Raw genomic sequence first — 13,755 nt, 5'->3', positions numbered from 1 at the left:
CAGGCGAACGTTCACCTTTGCCAAACCTTAACCGCTCGATATTTGACACTCTGAAGTATCTACCGGCAGAGTTACTTCAGATCATTCACTATGTACGGGAGGAAGCAACCGTGAGTGAGGCACCCAAGCCCACCACCGCGGCCGAGAAGCAGAGCAACGCCCGGGTCCTGCCGGCCCTCATCCTGGCGATGCTGTCGTTCAGCGTGGTGCAGACCGCGGTGGTCCCGATCCTGCCGTCGCTGGCCAAGGAACTGGACGTCTCCGGCTCCAACATCACCTGGCTGATGACCGCCAACCTGCTGTCCGCCGCCGTGCTGACTCCCCTGCTGGGCCGCTTCGGCGACCTCCGGGGCCGCAAGCCCATGCTGCTGATCTCGCTGGCCGGTCTGGTCGCCGGTTCGGCCCTGGCGGTCAGCACCCACTCCTTCACCTGGCTGGTCGTCGCCCGCGTCCTCCAGGGCGCCGGCGGTGGCGTGATGCCGCTGGCGATCAGCATCGTCCGCGACGAGCTGCCCAAGCAGAAGGTGACCGGCGGCGTCGCCGCCATCAGCGCCTCGATGGGCGTCGGCTCCGGCCTCGGCCTGGTCGCCACCGGCCTGCTGCTGGAGCACTGGAACTACAAGTCCATCTTCTGGATGGGTCTGATCTTCGGCCTGATCGCGGTCGCCCTGGTCGCCTTCCGCGTCCCGACCGACCCGGTGACCGACAAGGAGGGCGGCGCCGACCCGCTCGGTGCCCTCGCCCTGGCCGCCTGGCTCTCCGCCCTCCTGGTCGCGGTCAGCCAGGGCAACCACTGGGGCTGGACCTCCACCAAGACCCTCGGCCTGTTCGCCGTCGCCGCCGTGGTGGCCCTGGTCTGGGGCGTCATCGAGACCAAGGTCTCGCACCCGCTGGTCGACCTGAAGATGATGTCCCGCCCGGCCGTCGCCTTCACCAACCTGGCCGGCCTGCTCATCGGCTTCGGCATGTACGGCTCGTTCATGGTCATCAGCAACTTCTCCCAGACCCCGGAGAAGCTGGCCCACTACGGCTTCACCGCGACCGTCCTGCACGCCGGCGTGATGCTGCTGCCGTCCGCCATCGGCTCGATGGTGGCCGCCCCGGTCGGCGCCCTGCTGATCGCCCGCCGCGGCCCGCGCCTGCCCCTGGTCCTCGGTGGCGTCCTGGGCGCGGTCGCGATGGCCTACCTGGCTCTGCGGCACAGCCACGAGGGCGACATCTACACCGCCTCCGCCATCTTCGGCCTCGGCATCGGCCTCGCCTTCGCCGCGATGCCGGCCTTCATCAACGGCGCCGTCCCGGTCGAGCAGAGCGGCATCGCCAACGGCATGAACTCCGTGCTGCGCACCGTCGGCGGCGCGATAGGCACCGCCGTGATGACCGCCATCCTGACCGGCGACACCATGAAGCTCCCGATCAAGATCCAGGTGCTGCTGCCCACCCTGGACGCCTACAAGCACGCGTTCTGGACCACGGCCGTCGTCTGCATCATCGCCGGCGCCGTCCCCTTCCTGATCCGCACCGCCAAGCCGGCCACGGCCGTCGCCGACGGCTCGGCCCGGCAGGACTCCAGCCCCGAGCTGGCCAAGACCGACGCCTGACGAGGCGTCCGGCCCGCGCGCTCAGGGACAGGACGCGCGGGCCCGGCCTCCGCTCGGTCGCGAGGGCATCACGACCGTCCGGAGTCCGGCACGGTATGCGGCCCCACCCGTACTTCCACCGGGTGGGGCCGTTCCGCGTCTCCCCCTCACTCCCCCTCGGCGCGGGGCCCCTCGACCTGCCGCAGCGGCAGCGGCCGGGCCGGCTCCAGCGCCGGATCGTCCACCGCGAAGGTCCGCACCCGCCCCGGCCCGCTCCACGGCGTCTCGAACCGCACGGTCACCCGCCCGACCCCGCTGCCCTGCACCCAACCCGGCCCGAACTCGGCGTGGTGGACGTCCTGTCCGGGCATCCAGCGCCGCACCACCGCCTCCTCCGGCTCCTCCTCGGCCTCCACCACCTCGGCCGCCTCCGCAGCGTGCTCCGCCGCCTCCTCCCGCAGTGCCTGCGCGAACAGGTCCTCCTGGGTGTAGTCGGCCAGCTGGGCCACGCCCACCCCGAGCAGCCGGACCCCGCCGGTGATGTCCACCTGCTCGGCGAGGCGCCGCGCCGTCGAGGTGATCACCGCCTCGTCATCGGTCGGCCCGCCCAGGGTCTCCGAGCGGGTCAGCGTCGAGAAGTCGAACCGCCGGACCTTGAGCACCACCGTCCGCCCCGAGCGCCCGGCCGACCGCAGCCGCCGAACGCACCGGCCGGCCAGCGCCTCCACCTCGCGCAGCACCCGGTCCCGGTCAGCCAGGTCCACCTCATAGGTGTCCTCCACCGAGACCGACTTGGCGTCCTGGTCAGCCACCACCGGCCGCTCGTCCAGCCCTATCGACATCTGGAAGATCCCGGCGCCGTGCGCCCGTCCGAGCAACTGGACCAGCTCCGCCTCCCCCGCCTCCGCCAGGTCGGCCACCGTGCTCAGCCCGGCCCGCCGCAGCACCTGCTCGGTGGCCGGCCCGATCCCCGGCAGCGCCCGGACCGGCATCGGGCCCAGCACCGCCCGCTCCTGCCCCGGCTCGATCAGCACCAGCCCGTCCGGCTTGGCCTGCTCCGAGGCGATCTTCGCCATCAGCTTGGAACCCGCCGCCCCGACCGAACCGGTCAGCCCGGTGAGCCTCTGGATGTCCGCCCGCAGGTCCTCCGCCAGGGCGAGGACCAGCCGCTCCCCGGTCTCGTGGTCCGCCTCCACCAGCACCGGCCCGTACGGACCGGCCTCCAGGTCGACGAAGGCCTCGTCCAGGCTCAGCGGCTGCACCAGCGGCGACAGCTCGCGCAGCAACCCCATCACGATCTCGCTGTTCTGCCGGTACGCCTCGAAGCGCCCGCTCAGGAAGGCCGCGTTCGGGCACAGCCGGCGCGCCTGCGCCATCGGCATGGCCGAGTGCACCCCGAACCTCCGCGCCTCGTACGAGGCCGTCGAGACCACCCCGCGCCCGCCGAGCCCGCCGACGATCACCGGCTTCCCGCGCAGGCTGGGCTTGGCCGCCTGCTCCACCGCCGCGAAGAAGGCGTCCATGTCGAGGTGGATGATGCTCGGCAGAGATCGCACCCGCCGATCATCGCGCACGGGTCCGACAGTGCGTACGAACCCGGCCGACCCCCGCGCCCTACTGCTTCCCGGCCTCCGCCAGCGCCTTCGTGATGCCGTCCTCCCTGGGGCCGAGGAACACCGGGTCCGGCCGCAGCCAGACGTTCACGGCCGCCTTCCCCGCTCCGGCGACCTCCCGCAGCCCGCCGTACAGCCAGGTGGTGTCGTGCGGCTCCGGCACGCCGACGGCGTAGGAGCGGATGCCCGCCGCCTCGCACAGCGCCAGCGCCCGCCGGACGTGGAAGTCCTGGCTGACCAGCACCGCGCGGTCCACCCCGAAGATCCGGTGCGCCCGGGTGCAGGAGTTCCAGGTGTCGAAGCCCGCGTAGTCCCGGACCACCCGGTCCCCCGGGACGCCGTGCTCGGTGAGGTACCGGTACATCGCGTCCGGCTCGTCGTACTCGACCCGCCCGTTGTCCCCGGTGACCAGGACGGCCTTCACCTTGCCCTCCCGGTACAGGTCCAGCGCCGCCACCAGTCGGTGCTCCAGGTACGGCGACGGCTTGCCCTGGTCCAGCCCGGCACCGAAGACCACCGCCACCGGCGCCGACGGCGCGCCCTCCACCGTGCCCACCCGGTCCCCCGCCGCGAACCACAGCCAGGCGCTCGGCGCCAGCGCCAGCGCGCACAGCAGCGTCGTCACCTGGAAGGCCCTGCGCTGTGTCCGGCGCTCCCGCAGCCGCGCCCGCAGCCCTCCGGCCCGACGCCGCAGCAACCCCGATATCCCGGTACCGGCCTCCACGTGCCCCTCCCTCGGTCGCTCCACCAGCAACACGACGAGGCCGTGGCCCGGAACGGTTCCCCGCTCCGGGCCACGGCCCCGTCGACACGATCGCGCGTCAGACCGCCCGGTTGCGCCGCTGCGCCAGCTCGTCCGCCGGATCGTCGCCCACCAGCGTCTCGCCGGTGTCGGTCCGCTCCGCGTGCAGCCGACCGAGGGTCAGCTCCAGCTCCTGCCAGACCGCTCCCACCGCGATGCCGAAGACCCCCTGACCGCCCTTCAGCAGATCGACCACCTGCTGCGGCGTGGTGCACTCGTACACCGTCGCCCCGTCACACATCAGCGTCAGCCCGGTCAGGTCGGCCTGCTCGGCGGACTGCAGATGGGCGACGGCCACCCGGATGTTCTGCAGCGAAACGCCCACGTCGAGCAGCCGCTTCACGATCTTGAGCAGCAGCACGTCACGGAAGCTGTAGAGCCGCTGACTGGTCGCCGGGTACGCGGTCCGGACGCTGGGCTCCAGGAGTCCGGTGCGGGCCCAGTAGTCCAACTGGCGGTAGGTGATGCCGGCCGCCGCACAGGCCGTCGGACCGCGGAAGCCGAGCAGTTCGGACGTCGGGGCCAGTCGCTCGATCGCGGGCTGGCCCGGCTGCACGGCCGGGAACCTGCTCATCCTGGGCAGGTCCGACACGGTACGAGCGGTGCGCGGCATGTGCACGGCGCACAGGCCTCCCACGGCCGCGTCATCGCCGGTGCTTCTCATGCCTACCTCCGTCCGCTCGTGCTGCGGGCAACCCGACTGCGGGCATCGGCCACCCGGACAGCCACTCCTGACGGTAGGCAGTCCCCTATGACCCGTCAACGATCGCCACGCCGGGCCAGACAAACCACATCACTCAGGAGAGTGGTTTTTCGTGCCCCTAGTGTGGGTAGATGGACGGATTTTGGCAAAACGGCACGCTCAAGAGCCGACCCGAACCGTCCGCACTACTGCGGACCGCCACCGCCGAAGTCCTCGGGCGACACCTGGTCGAGGAACTCGCGGAACTTCTCGACCTCGTCCTCCTGCTCGTCCGGGATCGCGATGCCCGCCTCGGCGAGCACCTCCTCGCTCCCGTAGATCGGCGTGCCGGTGCGCAGGGCCAGCGCTATGGCGTCGGACGGCCGGGCACTCACCTCGACCCCGCCCGCGAACACCAGCTCGGCGTAGAACACGCCCTCCCGCAGGTCGGTGATCCGGACCTCGGTGAGCTGCTGGCCGAGCGCTTCCAGGACGTCCTTGAACAGGTCGTGCGTCAGCGGGCGCACCGGAGTCATGCCCTGCTGGGCGAAGGCGATCGCGGTCGCCTCGCCGGGGCCGATCCAGATCGGCAGGTACCGATCTCCCCCGACCTCCCTAAGCAGCACGATCGGCTGGTTGGAAGGCATCTCCACTCGGACACCCACGACGTCGAGCTCATTCACACAGGCAACCCTATGGCTCCGGTCCCGGATATGAAAGCGCAGGGCCGACGCCGCTGGTCAGCGCGGTGCACCGGTGACGCCGACGACGCTTCCGGGCCCACTGCCGGGCCCGGGGGCTCGCCCTAACCGCGGGCGCGCAGACCGGCCTGGACCATGGCCGCGTGCAGCCGCACGGACAGCGTGGCCAGCTCCCGCGCGGTGGCCTCCGCGTGCGCCCGGGTCTGCGGGTTCCGGTGGCGCCGCAACGGCGCCACCACCTGCTCCACCAGCGCGATCTCGCGGTCCGCGGCCGCCTTCATGGCCCTCAGGTGCCGCGGCTCCAGTCCGTACCGGCCGAGCTCGGCGACCAGCCGGGCCACCTGCAGCGCCTCCCCGTCGTACCCGCCGTCCGGGCCCGGCGCGACCAGCCCGTACGACTCCCACTCGGCCAGCTCGTGCTCGCCGGCCTCGGCCGCCGCCAGCAGCTCGGCGCGCCCCAGCCGGACCCCGGAGGAGACCTCGGCCGAGGCCACCAGTTCGCGGTCGGCCTCCTCCACCGGACCGGGCCGGCTGTCGGCCGCGGACGGCAGCGCGGGCGGGGCCTCGCCGCGCTCGATCGCGTCCAGGTGCTCGCGGATCACCCGCAGCGGCAGGTAGTGGTCCCGCTGCATCCGCAGCACATAGGCCAGCCGCTCGACGTCGGAGGGGCTGAACTTCCGGTAGCCCGACGGGGTGCGCTGCGGCTCGACCAGCCCCTCCGCCTCCAGGAAGCGGATCTTGGAGATGGTCACCTCGGGGAAGTCGTCCCGCAGGAAGGCCAGCACCGCACCGATGCTCAGCAGCTCGTCACCACCGCGCCGCCGCCCGGCGGGCCGGTCCGGCCGGACCGGCTGCCTGGGGCCCGCGACCACCCCGCGCCCGCCCCGGTCCGCCTGCGGACCGGACGACGACGCAGGGTTGGCCGCCCCGAGAGAAGAGGAAGGAGTATTCGTATTCACTCGGGCTCCTGCCGACGTTGGTTTCAGTACCCCCGGTGGTGGCCGGCGAAGAACACCAGCCGGTACTTCCCGATCTGCACCTCGTCGCCGTTGTTCAGTGGCACCTCGTCGATCCGCTCCCGGTTGACGTAGGTGCCGTTCAGGCTGCCCACGTCGGCGACGCTGAAGCCGGCCGGGGTGCGGCGGAACTCCACATGGCGCCGGGAGACCGTGACGTCGTCCAGGAAGATGTCACCCTGCGGGTGACGCCCCGCCGTGGTGATGTCCGAGTCCAGCAGGAACCGGCTGCCCGAGTTCGGGCCGCGCTGGACGATCAGCAGGGCCGAACCCGGCGGCAGCGCGTCGATCGCCGACAGCACCTCGGCCGACAGCGCCGGCGTGGTACCGGTGCCGGTCGTGGCGGAGGGGTCGTAGGACTCCAGGCCGGAGATCGAGATGGTCGACGTGGTCTCCGCCGCCCCCTCGGGCAGCAGGCCGCCGCGCAGCGCGGTGCCGCAGTTGGAACAGAAGCGGGCCGCGGCCGGGTTCTGGTTGCCGCACCTGGGGCACGGAGTGGGGCCAGCCATGTTCACAGCCTCCTGGCGCGGCACACCCGACGGGTTGTGCCCGGCGTACGGGTCCGGTGCAAACCCTCCACCAGAGCTTGAGGGTGCTGACGGGAAACCTATGCGCGGGTCGCCTGAAGGGTCAACCGACGCGCCGTAGCTCGCCGGATTCCCCGCGTACTGGGCGGCGGCGCCGTCCCGGTACAGCTGCTGTCCGGCGTACGTCCCGGCCTCGGGAGCGGAACGCATGCCCGGCACCGCGGGCTCGTCCTCCGCCCGGCGGTGCCGCGCGGTCGGCGCCTCGACGGCGGCGGCGTCACGGCCCTTGTTGCGGCCGAACAACTTCGAGAAGAAACTCACGGGCGAATCCCCTTGCGTGTGACAGACCCGCCCGCGGGGCAGGGTGAGAACCTCGGACAGGCTGCGGGCCCGGTCGCGGCCCGGGCCTGCTGGAGTGGTACTCCGACGGTTGTTGCTGCGGTTGGTGCTACGGAGCGTACTGGTGCGAACCAGTCTCTCCCACGCGACGGCGGCGCCCCGCACCGGGTGCCGCCCGCCCTTGACGGGCCGTTCGTCGAGCGCCCCGTCACTTCGAAGCCGGCTTGGCGTACTGCGGCGTCTTCTGGTCGACGAGGGCGTCGACGACCACCTTCTGCTGCTGGGTGATCGTCGCCCGAGCCTGGTGGCTCTCAAGGGTCCGGACGACGCCTCCCGGGATGTTCAGCGCGGGCGTCAGGTCCTGCGGGTTCCCCACGACGGTGAACCGATAGGGCTGCGAGACCTTCTTCCCGTCGATCTGCACCCCACCACCCGACAGGTCGGTGAAGTAGGTGTTGACCACCACGCGCACATCGTTGATCTGAATCGCCTCCGCCCCCGCCGCTCGAAGTTCCTGCAGGGTGTCCAGCAGCATATCTGCCTTCACCAGCCCTTGGGGATCGTCGACCGTGAGCACGATGCCCGGACCTGTGGCTTTGACCGTACCGGCCAGCACACCCAGTTCCGTCATCTTCTTCCTGGTCTGCTCCTGGGCCTCCTTGGCCTGGTTGGAGCTGTTCTCCAACTTGGCCAGGGACTGCTCCAGCTCCGCCTTCTCCTGCTGGAGACGCTGCTGACGGCTGTCCAGTTCGTCGAGGATCCGGACCAGGTCCTCCTGCCGGGCCCCGCGCAGCTGGTTGTGGTGGTCGTTGGTCGAGCGCACCTGGATCGCCAGCCCCAGGCCGAGCGAGAACAGCAGCAGCGCCACCACCAGCTGCCCGCGCGACAGCCGCGGCGGCCACAGCGCGGCCTGCAGCCGACGCCGTCCGGCGTTACGGTCCACGGCCGGCGGCGCCTCGGCGGCCTCCGACGGTTCGACGGCTTCCGCCTCGGCCTCGACCGCCTCGACCGCCTCGACCTCTGGCTCTGGCTCTGGCTCTGGCTCCTTCACCAGCCGTACCGACGGCTGCGACTCCTCCGCCCCGCCCTCAAGCTCAGCCGTAGCGTCAGACTGCGCACGCTCAGCCTCGGCCACGGCCGCCGCCTCGGCCGGCTCAGCCGCCGCCTCCGACCCCTCCGGAACGGACTCCTCGGGCGCCTTCCCGGCCGGCTCCTCAACGGGCTCCCCGACGGACTCCTCGACCGCCGGCGCCTCCGCCTTCTTCTCCTCCGTCGCCGCCGTCTCGCGGCCCGGCTCAGGCCCGGAAGACATGGCGCCTGATCGCGGCAGCGTTGGAGAAGATGCGGATGCCGAGGACGACGACCACACCGGTGGACAGCTGCGAGCCGACGCCCAACTGGTCACCCAGGAAGACGATCAGGGCCGCGACCACCACGTTCGACAGGAACGAGACGATGAAGACCTTGTCGTTGAAGATCCCGTCCAGCATCGCCCGGACGCCGCCGAACACCGCGTCCAGCGCCGCCACCACCGCGATCGGCAGGTAGGGCACGACGGCGTCGGGCACCTCGGGTTGGACGAAGAGGCCGACGACCACCCCGATCACGAGACCCAGTACGGCAATCACGGTCTAGCTGCTCCTGTCCCTGTGGTGGTCTTGGCGGATCCGCCGGTCGGACGCCGCTTCGCGGTCGGTGCACTGCGGGTCGCGGATGGTGAGACGGACGCTTCCGGGCTCTCCGAGGTTCCCGGCCCGGGCGTGGAGCCGGCCGACGAGGTCGCCGAGGGCGTCGGCGTGGGCGAGGGCTCCGGTGTGACGGGCTGGGCGGTCCGCAGCGTCACGCCCACCGCCGCCGGCAGCGTCAGGCTCTTCTGCGCGGAGAGCGTCGACTTGATGCCGTACTTCTCCTCCAGCAACCGCAGGTACTGCCCGGCCATGTCCTTCTCGAAGGCGGTGAGGAGCTTCGGCCCGTCCCCGATCGCCTGGATGTTGTACGGCGGCACCAGTGGCCGGTTGTCCACCAGCACCGCCTCGCCCGCGGCCCGGATCGCCGACAGGGCGGTCAGCCGCTGCCCGTTGATCGAGACGGCCTCCGCGCCGGATCCCCACAGTCCGTTCACCACCAGCTGCAGGTCGCGGTCGCGCAGCCGGCCGCTGTTGGAGAAGCCCTGCCCGGCCCGCGGGTCGACGTTGCCCCCGCTCCCCGTGCCTGCGGCGTCCTCCAGGACCAGCTTCACCCCGGGCCCGGTGACCTCTCCCAGCCCCACCTGATCGGTCAGACCGGCCGCCCCGCCATCGCCCGAGGGCAACGCCTGCTGCTGGGTGTCGTCGACCTTGCGCCGCAGGTCCTGGACCTCCTTCTGGAGGTGGTCCGCCGATCCGTTGCTGTCGTTGATCCGGTGGATCAACGCGTCCCGCTCCTTGGCCAGCGTCGGCTCCGCCTTGTGCGCGTTCACCGCGCCGACCGTCACCACCGCACCGACCAGCGCCAGTCCGGCGCCCAGCGTCAGCAGACCCCGCAGGGTCCGGGGTATCCGGCTGTCGTGCTCACCGCCCCGGGCCGCGGCCGCCTCGGCGTAACCCTCGTCCAGGCTGTGGTCCATCACGTTGGTCAGCAGGGACATCGAGGCGTCCGGGCGGTTGTACCGTCCGTTCGGGGCACTCGGCGTCGGCGTCGCTGGCATGCGGACCATCGTCCCATGACGGCCGAGGGGCCCGCGCACGGCCCCTGAGCTGCACACACGCCGCACACATCGACGGAAGGTGATGGACCCTTCCGAATGATGCGAAAACGGACAACGGGGCGCGCGGGCCAAGCCGCACGCCCCGCCGTTCGGGATTCCTCTGATCAGAAGACCCGTCCGCTCAGGCCGTCACCGCCCCGCGCCCTCGACCACGGCCGCCCACTCGTCCAGCAGCGCGTCGGTCGCCTCGTCGTCCGGACCCTCGGCCCACAGGTGGGTGACCGCCTCGGCCGGGTCCGGCAGCACCAGCGTCCAGCGCCCGTCCGCCTCGACCACCCGCACGCCGTCCGTGGTGTCCAGCCGTCGGCTGCCGGCCGCCTCCACCACCGAGCGCATCACCATGCCCTTCGCCGCCCAGGGTGTCGCGATGTCCCGGCGCCGGATGTGCGCCTGCGGGATCCGCGCGTCGATCTGGCTCAGCGTGAGCTGGGTCCGGGCCACCAGGCCGACCAGGCGGACGAAGGCCGCGGCGCCGTCAAGCACCCCGCTGAACTCGGGCACCACGAAGCCGCCGCGCCCGTCCCCGCCGAACACCGTGCCCTCGGCGGAGGCCGCCTTCGCGAGGTCGTCCGGCGTCGTCGTGGTCCAGATAACCTGAGTGCCGTGGTAGGCGGCTACCTGCTCGGCGATCCGGGTCGTGGTCACCGGCAGCGCCACCTGACCGCTGCGCCGCTCGGCAGCGACCAGGTCCAGCAGCACCAGCAGCGCCCGGTCGTCGTCGATCACCCGGCCGAGCTCGTCCACGAACGCGACCCGCTCGCCGACCGGGTCGAACCGCACGCCGAAGGCCGCCCGCGAGGAGGCCACCAGCTCGCCGAGCCTGGCCAGCCCGGCCCGCCGGGTCTCCGCGTCCTCGGTCGGCCGCGCCTCGTCCAGCCCGGTGGAGACGGTGAGCGCCTCCACGCCGAGTCGGCCGAGGATGCTCGGCAGGACCAGTCCGGCGCTGCCGTGCGCGGTGTCGACCACCACCTTCAGCCCGGCCTCCCTGACCCCGGTGGTGTCCACCGCCCGCAGCAGGTTGCCCGCGTAGGAGTCGAACACGCTGGAGGGGAAGGTGAGGTCCCCGATCTCGCCCGGGAAGGCCCGTCGGTACTCCTGGCGCGCGTAGACCCGGTCGAGCTTGCGCTGCCCGGCCTGGGAGAGGTCCGCTCCGCGCTCGTCGAAGAAGAGGATGTCCAGCGAGTCGGGCACCCCCGGCGTGGTCCGCAGGAAGATCCCGCCCGCGCTCCCCCGCGCGGTGTGCTGCCGGGCCACCGGCATCGGCACGTTCTCCAGGTCGCGGACGTCGATCGCGGAGGTCTGCAGCGCCGAAATCATCGCCCGTTTGAGCGCACGCGCACCACGCGAGTGGTCACGCGCAATGGTGACGGTGGCGCCCTTCTTCAACGTCGTGGCGTACGCGCCGGCCAGCCGGACGGCCAGCTCCGGGGTGATCTCGACGTTCAGGACGCCGGAGACCCCGCGGACGCCGAAGAGGTGCTCCTGGCCGCGCGACTCCCAGATCACCGAGGTGTTGACCACCGCGCCGGCCTCGATGGTCTTGAACGGGTAGACCCGGACGTTGGCCCCGATGATCGACTCCTCGCCGACCAGGCACTCGTCCCCGATCACCGCTCCGTCCTCGATCCGCGCGGCCCGCATCACGTCGGTGTTCTTGCCCACCACGCAGCCGCGCAGATTGCTCTGCGGCCCGACGTAGACGTTGTCGTGCACCACCGCCTTGTGCAGGAACGCACCGCGCTTGACCACCACGTTGCTGCCCAGCACGGTGTGCTCGCGGATCTCCACGCCGGCCTCGACCTTGGCGTAGTCCCCGATGTACAGCGGCCCGCGCAGCACCGCCTCCGGATCCACCTCCGCGCCCTCGGCGACCCAGACGCCCGGCGAGATCTCGAAGCCCTCCAGCTCGACGTCGACCTTGCCCTCGAGGACGTCCGCCTGGGCCTTGCCGTAGCTCTCGTGGGTGCCCACGTCCTCCCAGTAGCCCTCGGCAACGTAGCCGTAGACCCGCTTGCCCTCCTTCAGGAGCTGGGGGAAGACGTCGCTCGACCAGTCGACGGACTCACCCGCCGCGACGTAGTCGAAGACCTCGGGCTCCATCACGTAGATACCGGTGTTCACGGTGTCGGAGAAGACCTGCCCCCAGGTCGGCTTCTCCAGGAAGCGCTCGACGCGCCCTTCCTCGTCAGTGATCGTGATACCGAACTCCAGGGGATTAGGCACCCTGGTGAGACAGACCGTGACCAGTGCGTTCTTACTACGGTGAAAGTCGATCAATTCAGAGAGATCGAAATCCGTCAGCGCGTCACCGGAGATCACCAGGAAGGAATCGTCCTTGAGCGCGTCCTCGGCGTTCTTGACACTCCCCGCAGTGCCTAGTGGCGTCTCTTCATGGGCATAGGTCAGGTGCATGCCCAGTTCCTCACCGTCACCGAAGTAGTTCTTGACGAGTGACGCCAGGAACTGGACGGTGACGACGGTGTCGGAGAGGCCGTGTCGCTTCAGCAGCCGAAGCACGTGCTCCATGATCGGCATATTGGCGACCGGAAGCAGCGGCTTCGGCATGCTGGAGGTCATCGGGCGGAGTCGGGTGCCCTCGCCCCCTGCCATGACTACGGCTTTCATTACGGGTGCGTCCTCCTTCGCGGTGGTGGACCTACAGGTCCATCAAACCGTTCCAGAGGGTTCTCTACCCGGAAGGTCTCGTCCGACGCACCGGGGCAGCGTGGGACTTCTCTCAGATCGCGTCTCAGAGCGTGGACGTCGAGCCCGCGGCTGCGCCCTTGACGATCTGCCGTGCCTGAACCGCGTAAAGGATGGCCGACCACCAGTACAGCGTGGTACCCCACCAGATGAAGGCCCAGCTCACCACCTCGGCCGGCCGCGCGATCCAGCTGTCGATACCGCCGAGCAACAGAAGCGGAAACGCGTACATCAGATTGAAGGTCGCCGCCTTCCCGAGGAAACTCGTCTGCAGCGGCCCGTAACCGTGCCGGTTCAGCATCGGCAGCAGGGACGCGATAAAGACCTCGCGAGCCAGCAGAATCGCCGTCACCCACCACGGCAGGAACTCACGCCACGTCAATCCGACCAGCGTGGACAGCACATAGAGCCGGTCGGCCAGCGGGTCCAGCAACTGCCCCACCCGGCTGATCTGCCCCCACCGCCTGGCGAGCTTTCCGTCCAGGTAGTCACTGACCCCGCTGAGCGCGAGGATCAGCAGCGCCCAGCCGTCGTTCTTGGGCCCGCCGAACGCGGGCCACAGGATGAGCCAGAGAAAGAGCGGAACGCCGACCAGCCGGCCCATGCTCAGCAGGTTGGGGATGGTGAGGACGCGATCGGTCTGGACCCGCGTCTCCTGGACCTCCACCCGGGGCCCTCCTGTCCTGTGTCACGACAATGCACGTTGACCCTACAACAGAGAAGCCCCCGTCCGGTTCACCCGGCGGGGGCTTCTCTCGAAGAATTGTTCGGCGGCGTCCTACTCTCCCACAGGGTCCCCCCTGCAGTACCATCGGCGCTGTGAGGCTTAGCTTCCGGGTTCGGAATGTAACCGGGCGTTTCCCTCACGCTATGACCACCGAAACACTATGAAACTGTCGACCCGCCGACAAGGCAGTCGTTGTTTCAGAACAACACAGTGGACGCGAGCAACTGAGGACAAGCCCTCGGCCTATTAGTACCGGTCAACTCCACCCCTCACAGGGCTTCCATATCCGGCCTATCAACCCAGTCGTCTACTGGGAGCC

12 protein-coding genes and 2 rRNA genes are annotated in these 13,755 nt (G+C 70.6%); 1 reads left to right on the top strand and 13 read right to left on the bottom strand.

Translation table 11 applies throughout. The features are described 5' to 3' along the window. Positions 1-110: 110 nt before the first annotated feature. On the top strand, positions 111-1,601 hold the full coding sequence (locus ACFV1W_RS06650) for an MFS transporter (protein WP_380413730.1): 1,491 nt from the start codon (positions 111-113) through the stop codon (positions 1,599-1,601). A 146-nt stretch (positions 1,602-1,747) separates the two neighbouring features. Here ACFV1W_RS06650 and ACFV1W_RS06645 read toward each other — a convergent pair whose 3' ends face one another. The 13 genes from ACFV1W_RS06645 to ACFV1W_RS06585 all read right to left on the bottom strand — a co-directional run. Continuing rightward, on the bottom strand, positions 1,748-3,136 hold the full coding sequence (locus tag ACFV1W_RS06645) for a DNA polymerase IV (protein ID WP_380413728.1): 1,389 nt from the start codon (positions 3,134-3,136) through the stop codon (positions 1,748-1,750). Between the two features lie 58 nt (positions 3,137-3,194). Beyond that, positions 3,195-3,917 carry a vancomycin high temperature exclusion protein gene (locus ACFV1W_RS06640; protein ID WP_380413726.1) on the bottom strand — a complete coding sequence of 241 codons (723 nt, stop codon included), beginning with the start codon at positions 3,915-3,917 and terminating at the stop codon, positions 3,195-3,197. A 97-nt stretch (positions 3,918-4,014) separates the two neighbouring features. Beyond that, on the bottom strand, positions 4,015-4,659 hold the full coding sequence (locus tag ACFV1W_RS06635; RefSeq protein ID WP_380413724.1) for a MerR family transcriptional regulator: 645 nt from the start codon (positions 4,657-4,659) through the stop codon (positions 4,015-4,017). 224 nt (positions 4,660-4,883) lie between these two features. Then, positions 4,884-5,360: a bifunctional nuclease family protein gene (locus ACFV1W_RS06630; protein ID WP_030062493.1), complete on the bottom strand. Its 477-nt coding sequence runs from the start codon at positions 5,358-5,360 to the stop codon at positions 4,884-4,886. A 122-nt stretch (positions 5,361-5,482) separates the two neighbouring features. Beyond that, positions 5,483-6,181, bottom strand: a complete 699-nt coding sequence (locus ACFV1W_RS06625; protein ID WP_380413962.1) for a MerR family transcriptional regulator — start codon at positions 6,179-6,181, stop codon at positions 5,483-5,485. Between the two features lie 179 nt (positions 6,182-6,360). Beyond that, the gene (locus tag ACFV1W_RS06620) at positions 6,361-7,242 is read right to left on the bottom strand and encodes an FHA domain-containing protein (protein WP_380413722.1); all 882 of its coding nucleotides are present in this window, start codon (positions 7,240-7,242) and stop codon (positions 6,361-6,363) included. Positions 7,243-7,468: 226 nt separating this feature from the next. Next, entirely contained in the window at positions 7,469-8,572 is a 1,104-nt protein-coding gene (locus ACFV1W_RS06615; protein WP_380413721.1) for a DUF881 domain-containing protein, read from the bottom strand. Then, positions 8,556-8,888, bottom strand: coding sequence for a small basic family protein (locus ACFV1W_RS06610; protein WP_030062488.1), 333 nt, complete (start codon positions 8,886-8,888; stop codon positions 8,556-8,558). The genes ACFV1W_RS06615 and ACFV1W_RS06610 overlap by 17 nt, the downstream gene beginning before the upstream one ends. Next, positions 8,885-9,946 carry a DUF881 domain-containing protein gene (locus tag ACFV1W_RS06605; protein ID WP_380413719.1) on the bottom strand — a complete coding sequence of 354 codons (1,062 nt, stop codon included), beginning with the start codon at positions 9,944-9,946 and terminating at the stop codon, positions 8,885-8,887. Before ACFV1W_RS06605 ends, ACFV1W_RS06610 begins: the two co-directional genes overlap by 4 nt. A gap of 189 nt (positions 9,947-10,135) precedes the next feature. Then, positions 10,136-12,631: a sugar phosphate nucleotidyltransferase gene (locus ACFV1W_RS06600; protein ID WP_380413718.1), complete on the bottom strand. Its 2,496-nt coding sequence runs from the start codon at positions 12,629-12,631 to the stop codon at positions 10,136-10,138. Positions 12,632-12,755: 124 nt separating this feature from the next. Further along, the gene (locus tag ACFV1W_RS06595) at positions 12,756-13,376 is read right to left on the bottom strand and encodes a CDP-alcohol phosphatidyltransferase family protein (protein ID WP_380413717.1); all 621 of its coding nucleotides are present in this window, start codon (positions 13,374-13,376) and stop codon (positions 12,756-12,758) included. 98 nt (positions 13,377-13,474) lie between these two features. Then, positions 13,475-13,591, bottom strand: a 5S ribosomal RNA gene (gene rrf / locus ACFV1W_RS06590). Between the two features lie 71 nt (positions 13,592-13,662). Then, positions 13,663-13,755: ribosomal RNA gene (locus tag ACFV1W_RS06585) — 23S ribosomal RNA — on the bottom strand; the annotation flags it as partial.

Origin of the sequence: Kitasatospora sp. NPDC059648 (assembly GCF_042734825.1) — a bacterium.
Lineage (GTDB): Bacteria > Actinomycetota > Actinomycetes > Streptomycetales > Streptomycetaceae > Kitasatospora.
This window is presented reverse-complemented; position numbering and strand designations above follow the sequence as displayed.